This window comes from Pseudokineococcus basanitobsidens, from assembly GCF_037482545.1.
GTDB classification, from domain to species: domain Bacteria; phylum Actinomycetota; class Actinomycetes; order Actinomycetales; family Quadrisphaeraceae; genus Pseudokineococcus; species Pseudokineococcus basanitobsidens.
Genome location: NZ_JBBIAA010000001.1, coordinates 458,067 through 472,668 on the forward strand (window position 1 = coordinate 458,067; position 14,602 = coordinate 472,668).

Annotated in this window: 13 protein-coding genes; 11 read left to right on the forward strand and 2 right to left on the reverse strand. The window is 77.5% G+C overall.

What is annotated here, in order from left to right; translation table 11 throughout:
• Positions 1-103: 103 nt before the first annotated feature.
• Positions 104-1,150: an NAD(P)-dependent alcohol dehydrogenase gene (locus tag WDZ17_RS02055; protein WP_339573472.1), complete on the reverse strand. Its 1,047-nt coding sequence runs from the start codon at positions 1,148-1,150 to the stop codon at positions 104-106.
• A gap of 322 nt (positions 1,151-1,472) precedes the next feature.
• Between WDZ17_RS02055 and WDZ17_RS02060 the strand changes: the two genes are divergently transcribed.
• Positions 1,473-1,655 carry a hypothetical protein gene (locus WDZ17_RS02060; protein ID WP_339573473.1) on the forward strand — a complete coding sequence of 61 codons (183 nt, stop codon included), beginning with the start codon at positions 1,473-1,475 and terminating at the stop codon, positions 1,653-1,655.
• Between the two features lie 10 nt (positions 1,656-1,665).
• On the opposite strand, the gene WDZ17_RS02065 is transcribed toward WDZ17_RS02060, so the two are convergent.
• Positions 1,666-2,310, reverse strand: a complete 645-nt coding sequence (locus WDZ17_RS02065; RefSeq protein ID WP_339573474.1) for a molybdenum cofactor biosysynthesis protein — start codon at positions 2,308-2,310, stop codon at positions 1,666-1,668.
• An 88-nt stretch (positions 2,311-2,398) separates the two neighbouring features.
• Between WDZ17_RS02065 and WDZ17_RS02070 the strand changes: the two genes are divergently transcribed.
• The 10 genes from WDZ17_RS02070 to WDZ17_RS02115 all read left to right on the forward strand — a co-directional run bounded on the left by WDZ17_RS02070 (position 2,399) and on the right by WDZ17_RS02115 (position 14,439).
• Positions 2,399-2,668, forward strand: coding sequence for a hypothetical protein (locus tag WDZ17_RS02070; RefSeq protein ID WP_339573475.1), 270 nt, complete (start codon positions 2,399-2,401; stop codon positions 2,666-2,668).
• A gap of 232 nt (positions 2,669-2,900) precedes the next feature.
• A complete protein-coding gene (locus tag WDZ17_RS02075; RefSeq protein WP_339573476.1) occupies positions 2,901-3,470 on the forward strand; it encodes a hypothetical protein in 570 nt (189 codons plus the stop codon).
• Positions 3,467-5,227 carry a hypothetical protein gene (locus WDZ17_RS02080; protein WP_339573477.1) on the forward strand — a complete coding sequence of 587 codons (1,761 nt, stop codon included), beginning with the start codon at positions 3,467-3,469 and terminating at the stop codon, positions 5,225-5,227. Before WDZ17_RS02075 ends, WDZ17_RS02080 begins: the two co-directional genes overlap by 4 nt.
• A gap of 137 nt (positions 5,228-5,364) precedes the next feature.
• On the forward strand, positions 5,365-6,354 hold the full coding sequence (galE, locus tag WDZ17_RS02085; protein WP_339573478.1) for a UDP-glucose 4-epimerase GalE: 990 nt from the start codon (positions 5,365-5,367) through the stop codon (positions 6,352-6,354).
• Between the two features lie 69 nt (positions 6,355-6,423).
• Positions 6,424-7,506 (forward strand): histidinol-phosphate transaminase, encoded by a 1,083-nt coding sequence (locus WDZ17_RS02090; RefSeq protein WP_339573479.1) that lies wholly within the window; start codon positions 6,424-6,426, stop codon positions 7,504-7,506.
• Positions 7,507-7,682: 176 nt separating this feature from the next.
• Positions 7,683-8,909, forward strand: a complete 1,227-nt coding sequence (gene pdhA / locus WDZ17_RS02095) for a pyruvate dehydrogenase (acetyl-transferring) E1 component subunit alpha (RefSeq protein ID WP_339573480.1) — start codon at positions 7,683-7,685, stop codon at positions 8,907-8,909.
• Between the two features lie 32 nt (positions 8,910-8,941).
• Complete coding sequence (locus WDZ17_RS02100) at positions 8,942-9,916, forward strand: alpha-ketoacid dehydrogenase subunit beta (protein ID WP_422631786.1); 975 nt, start codon at positions 8,942-8,944, stop codon at positions 9,914-9,916.
• 119 nt (positions 9,917-10,035) lie between these two features.
• Entirely contained in the window at positions 10,036-11,415 is a 1,380-nt protein-coding gene (locus WDZ17_RS02105) for a dihydrolipoamide acetyltransferase family protein (protein ID WP_339573482.1), read from the forward strand.
• 88 nt (positions 11,416-11,503) lie between these two features.
• Positions 11,504-12,307, forward strand: a complete 804-nt coding sequence (locus tag WDZ17_RS02110; protein WP_339573483.1) for a nitrilase-related carbon-nitrogen hydrolase — start codon at positions 11,504-11,506, stop codon at positions 12,305-12,307.
• A gap of 59 nt (positions 12,308-12,366) precedes the next feature.
• Positions 12,367-14,439: a bifunctional copper resistance protein CopD/cytochrome c oxidase assembly protein gene (locus WDZ17_RS02115; protein WP_339573484.1), complete on the forward strand. Its 2,073-nt coding sequence runs from the start codon at positions 12,367-12,369 to the stop codon at positions 14,437-14,439.
• The last annotated feature ends 163 nt before the right edge of the window (positions 14,440-14,602 follow it).

Here is a 14,602-nt window from a genome sequence, read left to right on the forward strand (position 1 = left end):
GCCCGCTCCTCGGCCACGAGGGGTCCGTCGCGTGCGAGCTCCCCGGACGCGACGACGCCCCCTCCCGCCGAGCGGGAGAGGGCGTCGTGGACGAGAGCCTGCGTCAGCCGGCCAGCCGCGCCGTGTCGATGACGAAGCGGTAGCGGACGTCGCTCGCGACGACGCGCTCGTAGGCCTCGTCGATCTGGTCGCCGCCGATGACCTCGACCTCGGCGCCGATGCCGTGCTCGGCGCAGAAGTCGAGCATCTCCTGCGTCTGGCGGATGCCGCCGATCTTCGACCCGGCCAGCGTCTTGCGGCCCTGGATCAGGGAGAAGGCCGCGATGTCGAGCGGCTTCTCGGGGGCGCCGACCTGGACGAGAGCACCGTCGAGCTTCAGCAGCCCGAGGTAGGCGTTGAAGTCCACGTTGGCCGAGATGGTGCTGACGATGAGGTCGAAGCTGCCCGCGAGGGACTCGAAGGTGCCCTCGTCGCCCGTCGCGTAGTAGTGGTCGGCCCCGAGCCGCAGGCCGTCCTCCTGCTTCTTCAGCGACTGGGAGAGCACGGTCACCTCGGCGCCGAGGGCCTTGGCGATCTTGACGCCCATGTGGCCGAGGCCGCCGAGGCCCACGATCGCGACCTTCTTGCCGGGGCCCGCGCCCCAGTGCTTGAGCGGGCTGTAGAGCGTGATGCCGGCGCACAGCAGGGGGGCGGCGACGTCGAGGTCGATCCCCTCGGGGATGCCCATCACGTAGTTCTCGTCGACGACGACCTTCTCGCTGTACCCGCCGTCGGTGGGCCGGCCGTCCTTGCCGATCGCGTTGTAGGTGCCGGTCTCGCCCTTGAGGCAGTACTGCTCCTCGCCGGCGCGGCAGTTCTCGCACTCGCGGCAGGAGTCGACGAAGCAGCCGACGCCGACGCGGTCGCCGACCGCGTACTTGGTCACGTCGCTGCCGACCTCGGAGACGACACCGGCGATCTCGTGGCCCGGGACGAGCGGGAAGAGGGTCTCGCCCCACTCGCCGCGGGCGGTGTGGATGTCGGAGTGGCAGATGCCGGCGTAGGCGATGTCGATGAGGACCTCGGCCGGGCCGACGTCGCGGCGCTCGATCGTCGTGGCCTGGAAGGGCTGGCCGGGGCCGGCGGTGGAACGGGCGTTCACGGTCTGCACGGTCGGTGCTCCTGTTCGTCGCTGGTCGGCGTCCGCTCGACGGGGCACCCGTGGCGGGGTCCCGTCGGCACGGTCGGCGGCAACCACGTCGTCGTCGCCGATGTTCCGTCGCGGCCGCCGGCCGGCCGCCGGCCGAGCCGGACGGACGTCCCGAGCGACGTCGTCCTTGACCCGAAGGGTGACGCTGCGTAGTCCGTCTGAGGGTGTGACCCTCCTGGTCGTCGCCGCAGCGCACGCAGCGTGATCGCATGGGGCCCGGAGGTCGCAGGGGGCGGCCGGTCACGTCGTCGCGGCGTCGTGGCGGAGGTCGGGAGGTGGTGCCGTGGACGTCCCGGCCCCGGACGACCGCGACCTCGGCGACGAGCACGTCGACGAGGCCCAGGAGGACGGAGCCGTCGACGGCGGGACCTCGGACGCCGCCGCCGACCGGCGCGACAGGCGCCGGCGCGCGGACCGTTCCCCGTCCCCCCAGGTCCGCCACCGACCGGGGCGCCGCCCGCGCTGACGTCGGCCGGCTAGGGCAGCCGGCCGCGCCGCAGCACGGGGACACCCGCCTCTCGCACGTCCACGGGCTCGGCCGTGCGCAGCACCGCCGGGCCGGGCACCAGCGCCCCGCTCGTCGTCGGGACGCACCGGAGGCCGCCCCGGCCGCGCATCGCGGCGTGGGCCCCCGGGGCGAGGACCGCGTCCATCCAGGCGCAGGGCGCGGCGGGACGACGTCCCGCGAGGCGCACGACGTCGCCGCCTCCCGCGCGCGTGTCGAGGGCGAGGTCCCGGCCGACGAGCGCGTCGACGGGAGCACCCCGCAGGACCACGTTGCGGGGGGCGCGCCGCGGGTCGAGACCGCCGAGCGGGTCGGCGTCGGTGGCGAGGCCGAGCCCCGCGGCCACCGCCTCCAGCTGCTCGACGGCCATGAGCGTCACCGCCGCGTCCATGTGGGCGGCCCGGCCGAAGAAGCGGTCCCCGACGACGCCCTTGCCGGCGACGACGTCGACGCGCGGCAGGGCGGGCGACGGCGGGTGCGGCGACCCGTCCCGCGGACGGCCGAAGTAGTGGTGCTCCGGCGAGGCCAGCAGGAGCACGACCTCGACGGGGGTGCGCTCGGGGAGGTCCTCGAGGTCCTCGAGGTCCTCGGGGTCGTCGTCGGTGCGCTCGCTCACGCGCCCATGGTGCGCCGCCCCGGTCTCGGTCTCGGTCTCGGTCTCGGTCTCGGTCTCGGTCCGGGCACCGTGGTGGTAGGCAGTCGGGATGGCCGACCACTCAGGACTCCGCACGGACCGGGACGGGCGACGGGGACCGCGTCGACGCCTCGAGGGCGTCGTCGAGGAGGGCGTCGAGGCCGGCGCCGTCGTGCTCCGCGAGGACGACGGAGGGACCTGGCTCGTGGGTCGGGCGTGCCGCGAGCTGCTCGGCCACCGCGTGCGCCTCGTCGCCGCCGAGCGGCTCGGGGTGATGACGACGGCGCAGCAGGGTCCGCCGCTCGCCGTCGAGGACGTCGAGGACCTCGGCCCGGCCTGAGCGGCCTCGCCGGCCCGCCGGGGGAGCCGACCGGTGTCGGGGCGGCGTCCACAGGTGCCCGGTGCGGCCGCTGCTCCCCAGGTCCGCCCCGCCACCGCGGCCGCGGCGACGGGCGTCCCTAGCGTCCGAGCCCGTGGGACCGAGGGGTCCCGGACGGGAGGCGCGGCCGGTGGGAGCCAGGAGATCGGCGGCGGGGGGATCGTCGGCGGGGGGATGGGCGGGGGGGTCGGCGGTGACGCCGCCGTCCTCGGTGGCGGAGCCGCTCGCGCGTGCGCGGCGCACGGTCGAGGAGGTCGAGGCCGTCGCCTCGGGGGTCCTGCTGCCCCTGGCGGCCGGGGGCGTCGCGGCGGCCGTCGAGGTGCGCCGGGCCGCGAGGACAGCCGAGGAGCTGGCGCAGGAGGTGCGCGGGCGCGCCCGGGTGCTGCGGGCCGCCCGGGCAGCGGCGTGGCGCTCGCGCGCGGCGGAGCTCTACCGCCTGCGGCTGGACGCGCTGGCGCACGAGGTGGACGTCGACGCCGCCGCCCTGTCCGCCCTCGCGGCGGCGCTGCGGCGGCACGCCGCGCAGGTCGAGGTGCGCGCCGCCGCCCTGCAGGACGCGGCCGGGAGCGCGCTCGCGCTGGGGGCGCACGTGCTCGGGCGCGGCGCGGAGCTCGTGCGCGCCGGCGGTCCGGCCCGGGCGGTGTCCGCGGCCGCCGACGAGGTGGCCGCCCTCGCCGCTGCGGGCGAGCGCGCCCTGCGCGAGGTCGTTCCAATCGGTGCGGCGTCGTCCGTCGCCGCGGTGCGGGACGGGTCCGTCCGGTGACCGGGGAGGCGTCGGCCGCGCCCGGAGGCAGGGGGGCCGGTGCGCTGCTGCCCGGTGCGCTGGACGAGGTCCTCGGTGCCGGTCGCGAGGCCGGGGGAGGGCTCCGGGTGCGGGGGGGCGCGGGCGGTCTCGTCGTCGAGGGGACGGCGATGCAGGACGCCGCCCGGTCGCTCGCGCGCACGGGCGAGGGCCTCCTGGTCGTGACCGCGGCCACCGCGACCGCCGGCGCGGCGGGCGGCCCCGCGGCCGCCGTCCTCGACCCCGCGGGCGCCGCCGGGGTGCAGCAGGCGACCGTCGTGGCGCTCGCCCGGCTCGCGCGCACCGCGACCGGCTGCGCCCGTCTCTCGGCGCTCCTGACGGCGGCCGGGCTCGCGTACGCCCACGCCGAGGAGGTCGCCGCCCGTGCGGGCGACGGCGCCCGCGACGCCGTGGCGCGGGCGGCCGGAGGAGCGGTCGGCGGTCTCGTGCGCAGCCCCGAGGTCGTCGTGCCCGGCGCGGCCGCGGTGCTGGCGGCCGTGACGGCGGGGGGTCTCGTGTGGGTCGCCGTCCGCGGCGGCGGGCTCGTGGGCGAGGTGGGCGACGACCTCGTGGCCGACCTGGCGGACGGCCGGCTCGACGTCCGCGAGCGGGGCCTCGTCGCCGACGCGGTCCGCGACGTGCCCGTGCGGCTGGAGGCGCTGGCCGGGGCGGACCTGGCCGCGGCCGGGGCGTCGGCCGCCGCGGGGCTCTCCGGTGCCGCGGCGCAGCACCCCCTCCTGCTCGAGGCCCTCGTCGGCGGACTGCCGGTCGGGCTCGCGGCGGCCGTCGGCGTCGCCGGGGGGCCGACGGCCCGGCGGGCGGTCCGCGCCGACCTCCCCGGTGGGGACCGGCTCGTCTGGCCGCCCGCCGACGTCGCGGACCTGTCGGCGGCCGTCTCGGTCCTCGCGACGCAGGACGGGGCGCTGCGCCCGACGCGCGTGCGCGTGCGACCGGCGGGCCCGCCCGCCGCGGTGGCCCCGGCGACCGGCGTGGCCGACCTGCTCGCGCGCGCCGCCCCGCTGGCGGGAGGTGGGGCGCTGAGCCCCGGCGGCCGGGGGCGCAGCGCGGCGCCCGTCCTGGTCGAGGGCGTCGTCGACGCGGCGGGGACGCGGCGGTGGGTCCTCGTCCTTCCCCCGACGCAGACGACCGCCGACCCGCGGTCCTCCGCGACCACGAACCCCGCCGACCTCGGCTCGGACCTGCGGGCCGTCGGCCACGTCCCGTCAGCGGCCTCGCGGGCCGCGGTCCGAGCCCTCGAGGAGGCGGGCGCCCGCCCCGGTGACCCGCTGCTGCTCGTCGGCTACAGCCAGGGCGGGATCGTCGCCGCCCAGCTCGCGGCCGACCCGCACCTGCGCTCGGTCGCGCGCGTGGACGCCGTCCTCACCGCCGGTGCCCCCTCGGGCGGCTACGACGTGCCGGACGACGTCGCGGTCCTGTCCCTCGAGCACGAGGAGGACTGGATCCACCGGCTCGACGGCGAGCGCAGCCCGGCCACGCCGGGGCGCACGACGGTCTCCCGCGACCTCACGGACGCGGGAGACCTCACCGGGGCCGACCTGCGCCGGGACGGCATGTCGGGGCACGACCTCTCGCGGTACACCGAGACGGCGGCGCTCGTCGACGCCTCCGAGGACCCCTCCCTGGTCGCCTGGCGCGAGCGGGTCGCGCCCTACCTCGACGCCGAGGGCACGACCGCGACGAGGCAGACCTTCCTCGCCGAGCGCGTGCCCGCCGGATGAGAGGCCGGTGGCCGGGGCGGCGCCCGTCCGGCGACGCTCCGGTCGGCGGTCTCCCGGGCGCCCCGCTGGCAGGATCACCGGGACGAGCGCGGCGCAGCGGCTGCGGGGAGCACGGCGGAGGACGAGGAGCGGGGCGCATGAGCTGGCTGGTCACCGGGGGAGCGGGCTACATCGGGGCGCACGTCGTCGACGCGTTCCGCGCGGCGGACCTCCCCTGCGTCGTCCTCGACGACCTCTCGAGCGGGATCGCGGAGTTCGTGCCCGACGACGTGCCCTTCGTGCGGGCCGACCTCCTCGACACCGTCGCGGTGGAGCGGACCCTGCGCGAGCACGAGGTCACGGGCGTCGTGCACCTGGCCGGCTTCAAGTACGCCGGGGTGTCGGTGCAGCGGCCGCTGCACACGTACTCGCAGAACGTCACCGCGATGGTCGGCCTGCTGCGGGCGATGGGTGAGGTCGGCGTCGACCGCCTCGTCTTCTCCTCCAGCGCAGCGGTCTACGGCACCCCGCCCGGAGACGTCGTCACCGAGCAGACGCCCACCGGGCCGGAGTCGCCCTACGGCGAGAGCAAGCTCGTCGGCGAGTGGCTGCTGCGCGACGTCGAGCGCGCGGGCGACCTGCGCGGCACCGCGCTGCGCTACTTCAACGTCGTCGGCTCCGGCCGACCCGAGCTCTACGACGCCAGCCCGCACAACCTGTTCCCCCTCGTGCTGTCCGCCCTGTCCGAGGGCCGCACGCCGCGCATCAACGGCACGGACTACCCGACGCCGGACGGCACGTGCGTGCGCGACTACGTCCACGTCGCCGACCTGGCCCGCAGCCACGTGGCGGCGGCCCGGCGCCTGGAGGCCGGCGAGGACGTCGAGCCCGTCTACAACCTCGGCAGCGGCGACGGCGTCTCGGTCCGCGAGATCATGGACGCGGTCGCCCGGGTGACCGGCGTCGACTTCACGCCGGAGGAGGCGGAGCGCCGCCCCGGCGACCCGGCCCGCATCGTCGCCCGCGGCGACCTCGCCGCCCGGGACCTCGACTGGGCGATGCGGCACGACCTGGACGACATGGTCGCGGGCGCCTGGGCGGCCGAGAAGCGTGCCCGGGAGAGCGCCCAGGAGGGCGCTGCGGGCTGACCCCGCGCACGGCCGGACGGCGGGCGGCGGGGCGGCGGCGTCCGCGGCGACGGTCCTACCCTGCCGGGCATGACCTCGCCGAGCCCCCGCCTGCGCGACGTGCTGGCGGACGTGCCCTCCTACGTCCCCGGCCGTCGGCCGGCCGTGCTCGAGGGCGTCACGCCGTACAAGCTCGCGAGCAACGAGAACCCGTACCCGCCGCTGCCGTCGGTGCTCGAGGTCGTCGCGCGCGCCTCGCAGGAGGCCAACCGCTACCCGGACCTGCTGAGCACCGAGCTGACCGCGGCGGTCGCCGCGCACGACGGCGTCCCGGCGGAGCACGTCGTCGCCGGGCCCGGCAGCGTCGGCGTCCTCTCCCAGGTCCTCACGGCGACGGCCGGCGACGGCGACGAGGTCGTCCACGCCTGGCGCTCCTTCGAGGCCTACCCGATCGTCGTGCGGCTCTCCGGCGCGCGGTCGGTGGCCGTCCCCCTGCGGCCGGACGGGCGGCACGACCTGCCGGCGATGGCGGCGGCCGTCACCGGCCGGACCCGGCTCGTCCTCGTCTGCAGCCCGAACAACCCCACCGGCCCGGTCGTCACGGCCGAGGAGGTGGACGCCTTCCTCTCCGCGGTCCCGGACGACGTCGTCGTCGTCCTCGACGAGGCCTACCGGGAGTTCGTCCGCCCGGAGGCCGGCGCGCCGGACGCCGTGGCCCTGCACCTCGCGCACCCGAACCTCGTCGTGCTGCGGACGTTCTCGAAGGCCTACGGGCTCGCCGGCCTGCGCGTCGGCTACGGGCTCGCGCACCCCGCCGTCGCCGACGCGCTGCGCAAGACGGCGATCCCCTTCGGCGTCAGCACGGTGGCGCAGGCCGCGGCCGTCGCCTCCCTGGAGGCCGAGGACGAGCTGCTCGAGCGGGTCCGGGCCATCGTGGACGAGCGCGAGCGCGTCGTCGCGGCGCTCGTCGGGCAGGGCTGGGACCTGCCCGCGACGGAGGCCAACTTCGTCTGGATGCCGGTGGGGGAGCGCGCGACCGAGCTGGCCGAGGCCTGCGGGGCGGTGGGGCTGTCGGTGCGCGCCTTCCCCGGGGACGGCGTGCGCGTCACCGTCGCCGAGCCGGAGGCCGACGACCGGTTCCTCGAGGTGGCCGCCCGCTTCCTGCGGTCCTGACGACGGGTCCGCCCCGACCGCTGCCGCGGCGCGCTGGGCGGCGGCCGGGCACGGGTCCTCCGGGCGAGTACCGTGCCCGTCCAGTCGCCCCTCGCTGACTCCCGGGCCGACTCCCGGGAAGCCACCCCGGGGACCGTGACGCACCGGCTCCCCCAGGGGCCGTCCGAGGAGGTTCCGTGACGCCGACGACGACCGGGCGAGGTGCGGCGACCGCGGAGCGGCCGCCGGCGTCGGGTCAGGCGCCCGTCCCGGCGGCCGGCGCCGGGTCCGGCCCCCTGCGCTCCGTCCAGCTGCTGACGCCCGACGGCCGCCGCGTCGAGGAGGGCGAGGACCCCGAGGTCGTCGCGCTCGCCGAGGCGCTCACCACCGACGACCTGCGGGGCATGCACCGCGACATGGTGCTGGCGCGACGGGTCGACACCGAGGCCACGGCGCTGCAGCGCCAGGGCGAGCTCGGGCTCTGGGCGAGCCTGCTCGGCCAGGAGGCCGCGCAGGTCGGCGCGGCCCGGGCCACGGCTCCGCAGGACCGGCTGTTCCCCACCTACCGCGAGCACGCGCTCGCGCTCGTGCGCGGCGTCGACCCGCTCCACGTCCTGTCCCTGTTCCGCGGCGTCGACCGCGGGGGCTGGGACCCGGCCGAGACCGGGGTGAGCCCCTACACGCTCGTCATCGGCAGCCAGACGCTGCACGCCACCGGCTACGCCATGGGCGTCCAGCGCGACGGCGCCGTCGGCACGGGCGACCCGGCCCGCGACACCGCGGTCCTCGCCTGCTTCGGGGACGGTGCGAGCAGCCAGGGCGACGTCAACGAGGCCTTCGTCTTCGCCGCCACCTTCACCGCGCCCGTCGTCTTCTTCTGCCAGAACAACCAGTGGGCGATCTCGGTCCCCGCCGAGCGCCAGACGCGCGTGCCGATCGCCCAGCGCGCCAGCGGCTTCGGCTTCCCCGGCGTCCGCGTCGACGGCAACGACGTCCTCGCCTGCTACGCCGTCGTCCGCGCGGCGCTCGAGCGGGCCCGCTCCGGCCAGGGACCGACGCTGGTCGAGGCCTTCACCTACCGGATGGGCGCGCACACGACGTCGGACGACCCGGGGCGCTACCGGCCGTCGGTCGAGGTGGACCAGTGGCGCGCCCGCGACCCGATCGCCCGGCTGGAGGCCCACCTGCGACGTGACCACGGCGTCGGCGACGAGGCCTTCGCCGATCTCGCCCGCGAGGGCGACGCCCTGGCCTCCCGGCTGCGCCGCGGCGTCCTCGAGATGCCCGACCCGGAGCCCGGCTCGATGTTCGACCACGCCTACGCGGCCGAGCACCCGCAGGTCGAGGCGGAGCGCGCCTGGTACGCGCAGTACACGGCGGGCCTGCACGGCGGCCAGGGCGACGCCGACGGGGGCGCGCGGTGAGCCCGTCGGCGCCGGACGGCGCGGTGGACCGGGTGCAGCGGCTCAGCGTCGCCAAGGCGCTCAACCTCGGCCTGCGCGCCGCCATGGACGCCGAGCCGCGCGTCCTCGTCATGGGCGAGGACGTCGGGGCCCTCGGCGGCGTCTTCCGCGTCACCGAGGGGCTGGCCAAGGACTTCGGCGAGGACCGCGTGGTCGACACCCCGCTGGCGGAGGCCGGGATCATCGGCACGGCGATCGGCCTCGCGATGCGGGGCTACCGGCCCGTCTGCGAGATCCAGTTCGACGGCTTCGTGTTCCCCGCCTACGACCAGATCGTCACCCAGCTCGCCAAGATGACGCACCGCACCCGGGGGGCGACCCCCATGCCGGTCGTCATCCGCATCCCGTCCGGCGGGGGCATCGGGGCCGTCGAGCACCACAGCGAGTCGCCCGAGACGCTCTTCGCCCACGTCACCGGCCTGCGCTGCGTCAGCGTGTCCAACGCCGTCGACGCCTACTGGATGATCCAGCAGGCCGTCGCCTCGCCCGACCCGGTCGTCGTCTTCGAGCCCAAGCGGCACTACTGGGACAAGGCCGAGGTGGACCTCGACGCCGAGCCCTACCCGCTGCACCGCTCGCGCGTCGTCCGCACGGGCACCGACGTGACGGTCGTCGCGCACGGTCCCAGCGTGCCCGTGGCGCTGCGGGCCGCGCAGGCGGCGGCGTCCGAGGGCCGCAGCCTCGAGGTGATCGACCTCCGCACCATCTCCCCGCTCGACCTCGGGCCGGTGGAGGAGTCGGTGCGCCGGACGGGACGCCTCGTCGTCGCGCACGAGGCGCCGGTCTTCCTCGGGATCGGGGCCGAGGTCGCCGCGCGGGTGGCCGAGTCGTGCTTCTACTCCCTCGAGGCGCCCGTGCTGCGCGTCGGCGGCTTCTCCGTGCCCTACCCGGCGGCCCGGATCGAGGAGGAGTACCTGCCCGACGCCGACCGGCTGCTGGAGGCGGTCGACCGGGTCCTCGACCACTGACGTACGCCCTCAGGACCCACCCGCCGCACCACCGACCTGCCGCGCCGAGACACCCGGCGCCCCCGCCGCACCGACGACCCGACCGGCCGACGCGCCGAGACACCCCCAGGAGGCCCGCCGTGGCGCTGCAGCAGTTCCGGCTCCCCGACGTCGGCGAGGGGCTGACCGAGGCCGAGGTCGTCGCCTGGCGGGTCGCCGTCGGCGACCGCGTCGACGTCAACGCCGTCCTCGTCGAGATCGAGACGGCCAAGTCGCTCGTCGAGCTCCCGTCGCCCTTCGCCGGCGTCGTGCGGGAGCTCCTCGTCGACGAGGGGCTGACGGTCGAGGTGGGCACGCCGATCGTCGCGGTCGAGGTGACGGGCGCCCAGGGGTCCGACGGGAGGGCGGAGGGCCGCGACGTCGACGCCTCGGGCCCGGACCACGGGCCCGGCGGGGGCGCGCGCGGTGGGGACGTCGTCGACCCCGACGGCGCCGACGACCGCCGCGACGTCCTCGTGGGGTACGGGCCGGGGCGCCGCGCCTCCCGCCGCCGGCCGCCGGCGGACGCAGCGGGCTCGCCCGGCACGAGCCCCGCGGCGGGGGACGCCGGCGCCGGGGCGGAGGACGGCAGCGCCGCGGCGGCGCAGGACGGCGCCTCCTCACGCCCGCTCGCCACGCCCCCCGTCCGCAAGCTCGCCCGCGACCGCGGGGTCGACCTCGCGGAGGTCGTGCCGAGCGGCCCGCGGGGCAACGTCACGCGCCGCGACGTGCTCGCGCACGAGGAGACCGGCGCGGGGGACGCCCCGGCGCCCGCCGCCGACGGCGAGGTGCGCGTCCCCGTCCGCGGCGTCCGCCGCGCCATGGCGGAGGCGATGGTCCGCAGCACGACCGAGGCCCCGCAGGCGACCCTCTTCCACACGCTCGACGTCACGCGGACGGTCAGGCTCGTCCAGCGGCTCAAGCAGGACACCGGCTTCGGGGACGTCCGCGTCTCGCCGCTGCTCGTCGCCGCGCGCGCCGTCGTCCTCGCCCTCGCCCGCACGCCCGAGATGGGCGCGCGCTGGGACGGTGCGGCCGGCGAGCTCGTCGTGCCCGGGCACGTCCACCTCGGCATCGCCGCCGCGACCCCCCGCGGGCTGGTCGTCCCCGTGGTCCGGGACGCCCAGGCGCTCGGCCTGCACGACCTGGCGGCCGCCATCACCGAGCTCGCGACGACGGCCCGCGAGGGGCGGACGCCGCCCTCCGCGCTCACGGGCGGGACCTTCACCGTCACCAACATCGGGGCCCTCGGCATCGAGTCCGGCGCCCCGATCCTCAACCCCGGCGAGACCGGCATCCTCGGCGTCGGGTCGGTCGCGCGGAGGCCCTGGGTCCACCGCGACCGCGTCCGCCCGCGGTGGACGACGACGCTCTCGCTGACCGTCGACCACCGCGTCGTCGACGGCGCCCAGGCCGGCGGCTTCCTCGCCGACGTCGCCGCCGTCCTGGAGCGGCCGTCCCAGGCCCTCGTGTGGTCGTGAGCCCCGTGGTTGTGGGCCCGGTGGTCGTGGGCCCGGTGGTCGTGGGCCCGGTGGTCGTGGACCCGGTGCTGGTGCGGGGGGCGCGCGGGTGAGGCTGCACCTGCTGCAGGTCGGGTACGGCGACGACGAGCCGGTGGCCGCGCGCCGCGACCGCGTCGCCGCCCTGGTGGCGGCGCAGGAGGGTGCCGACGTCGTCGTCCTGCCGGAGCTGTGGGCGCACGGGGGGTTCGCGTCGGGGACGTGGGGCGAGCGCGCCGAGGCGCTCGACGGGCCGACGGCGCGCGCCCTGGCCGACGCGGCCCGCGCGTGCGGGGCGGTCGTGCACGGCGGGTCGGTCGTCGAGCGGGTGCCCGGGACCGCCGGCGGGCCGGACCGGCTGCACAACACGTCGCTGGTCCTGCGGCCGGACGGCGCCCTGCTCGCGCGCTACCGCAAGGTGCACCGCTTCGGCCACGGCCGCGGCGAGTCCGAGCTCATGACGCCGGGGCAGGAGGTCGTCGTCGCCGACGTGCCGCTGCGCGACGGGACCGTGCTGCCGACCGGGCTCGCCACCTGCTACGACCTGCGCTTCCCCGAGCTGTTCCGCCGCCTGCTCGACGGCGGGGCCCGGCTGGTGCTCCTCCCGGCGGCGTGGCCGGCGGCGCGCGCCGACCACTGGCGCCTGCTCGTGCGGGCCCGCGCGCTGGAGGACCAGGTGCTGCTCGCCGCGTGCGGCACCGCCGGGACGCACGCGCGGACCCCGATGGCCGGGGCCAGCGCCGTCGTCGGCCCGGACGGCGTCGTCCTGGCCGAGGCGGGGGCGGACGAGGAGGTCCTCGTCGTCGACGTGGACCCGGGCGTCGTCGAGGACGCCCGGGTCGCCTTCCCCGTCCTCGCCGACCGCCGGCTCTGACGGGTGGTCCGTCGCCGGGCGGCGCCGGACCGGCCTCCCCGGGCGCCTACCCTCGGGGGGTGAGCGCAGGGACGGCGCCGAGGGCGCGAGCGACGGGCGAGGGCGCCTCCGCGACCCGGCCGCCCGTGCGGGGCGGGGGCGCGGCGGCGGACGTCGCACCGGTGTGGTGGCTCGTCGTCCTCGCGCTGACGCCGGTCGCCGTCCTCCTCGGGACGGCGTGGGCCCTGGCCACCGGAGGGGCCGCGGCCCCCGAGCTGGTGCGCGACCCCGGCGCGCTCGTCCGCTACGGGCTGCCCTTCGCGACGCTCGTCCGGGACCTGTCGCTCGCCCTCACGCTCGGGTCCCTGGTCCTGGCCGCCGGCGTGGTGCCCGCGCGGGCGCCGTCGTGGTCGGTCGCGGCCCGGACCGGGGCGGTGGCGTCCGGCGTCTGGACGGTCGCGAGCCTCGCCGTCCTCGTGCTGACGGCGGCGAACCTCTCCGGCACGGCGCTGTCCGACCCGGCCTTCGGCGGTCAGCTCGCCACCGTCGCGACGCAGATCACGCAGGGCCAGGCGCTGCTCGTCTCCGCCGCGGTCGTCGCGCTCGTCGCCACCGCGGCGGTGGGGGTCCGGACGCCGGCGGGCGCGGGGTGGACCGCCGTCGTCGCCTGCCTCGCGCTGGTGCCGCTCGCGCTGAACGCCCACTCCACGGGCACGAGCGGGCACGAGACGGCGGTCAGCTCGTGGGGGCTGCACGTCCTCGGCGTCGCCGTGTGGTTCGGCGGGCTGATGGCCCTCGTGGCGATCGCCCGCCGCACGGGCGCCGAGCTCCCCGTCGTGGCCCGCCGGTACTCGGCGCTGGCGCTCGTCGGCTTCGTGCTCGTCGTCACCTCGGGCGTCGCCAACGCGTCGTTGCGGGTCGCGGGGGTCGGCGACCTCGTCGGCACCGCCTACGGGCAGCTCGTGCTGGCGAAGGCCGGCGCGAGCGTGGTCCTCGGCCTCGCGGGGTACCTGCACCGCCGCCGCCTGCTCGCCGGCATCGACGTCCGGACCGCGACCGGCGCCGGTGCCCGCGGCCCGTTCTGGCGCCTCGTGGGCGGCGAGGTCGTCCTGCTCGGCGCGGTGTCCGGCGTCGCGGCCGCGCTCTCCCTCACGCCGCCGCCGGTCCCGCAGGAGCTGCCCCCCGCGCCGACGCCCGCGGAGATCCTCACCGGCGAGGCGCTGCCGGAGCCGTTCAGCACCGCCAGCATCGTCACGCAGTGGCAGACGGACGTCCTGTGGGTGGCCATCGCGGCGGGGCTGGCCGTCGCCTACGCCCGCGGCGTGGTGCGGCTGCACCGCCGGGGGGACCGGTGGCCCGTGGGGCGGACGGTCTCGTGGGCGCTGGGCCTGCTCGCCCTCGTCTACATCACGAGCGGGGCGCCGGCGGCGTACGGCCGCACGGTCTTCAGCGCCCACATGATCCAGCACATGGTCCTCAGCATGGGGATCCCCGTGCTGCTCGTGCTCGGGGCGCCGATCACGCTGGCGCTGCGCTCCCTGCCGCGGCGCAAGGACGGGTCGCGGGGCCCGCGGGAGTGGCTCGTCGCCCTGACGGAGTCGCGCTGGCTGCGCGTCGTCTCGCAGCCCGTCGTCGCGGCGGTGCTGTTCGCCGGCAGCCTCGTCGTCTTCTACTACTCGCCGCTGTTCGAGCTCGCGCTGTCGACCCACGTGGGCCACGAGCTGATGATGGTGCACTTCCTCGCCGTCGGGTACCTCTTCGCGAACACGCTCGTCGGCGTCGACCCCGGCCCGAACCGGCCGTCGTACCCCCTGCGGCTGGTGCTGCTGCTGGCGACGATGGCCTTCCACGCGTTCTTCGGCATCTGGGTCATGTCGAGCGAGGCGCTGCTCGCGAACAGCTGGTTCTCCTCGACCGGCTGGGGGATCGACGCGCTGGCCGACCAGAAGGTGGGCGGCGGCATCGCCTGGGGCATCGGCGAGATCCCCACGCTGCTGCTGCTCGTCGTCGTCGCCGTCCAGTGGTCGCGCAGCGACGACCGCGAGGCACGCCGCACCGACCGCGCCGCGGACCGCGACGGCGACGCCCAGCTCGCCGCGTACAACGCGATGCTCGCCGAGCGCGGCCGGCAGGACCCCGCCCGCCGTCCCTGACCGCCCCACCCCCGGCACGTCGACGACGTCCAGCCCCCCCGGGGTGCCGCGTCTTCGCACTTCGACGACTTCCTGCGCTCAGGGTGCCGCATCTCGCGCACTTCGACGACTTCGTGCGCTCGGAGGGCCCCATCTCATGCACTTCGACGACTTCGTGCGCTCA

Bases quoted from the DNA above. Each gene is read 5' to 3' on its own strand.
- galE (WP_339573478.1), top strand. From the start codon at position 5,365: ATGAGCTGGCTGGTCACCGGGGGAGCGGGCTACATCGGGGCGCACGTC.
- WDZ17_RS02070 (WP_339573475.1), top strand. From the start codon at position 2,399: ATGGCCGACCACTCAGGACTCCGCACGGACCGGGACGGGCGACGGGGA.
- WDZ17_RS02090 (WP_339573479.1), top strand. From the start codon at position 6,424: ATGACCTCGCCGAGCCCCCGCCTGCGCGACGTGCTGGCGGACGTGCCC.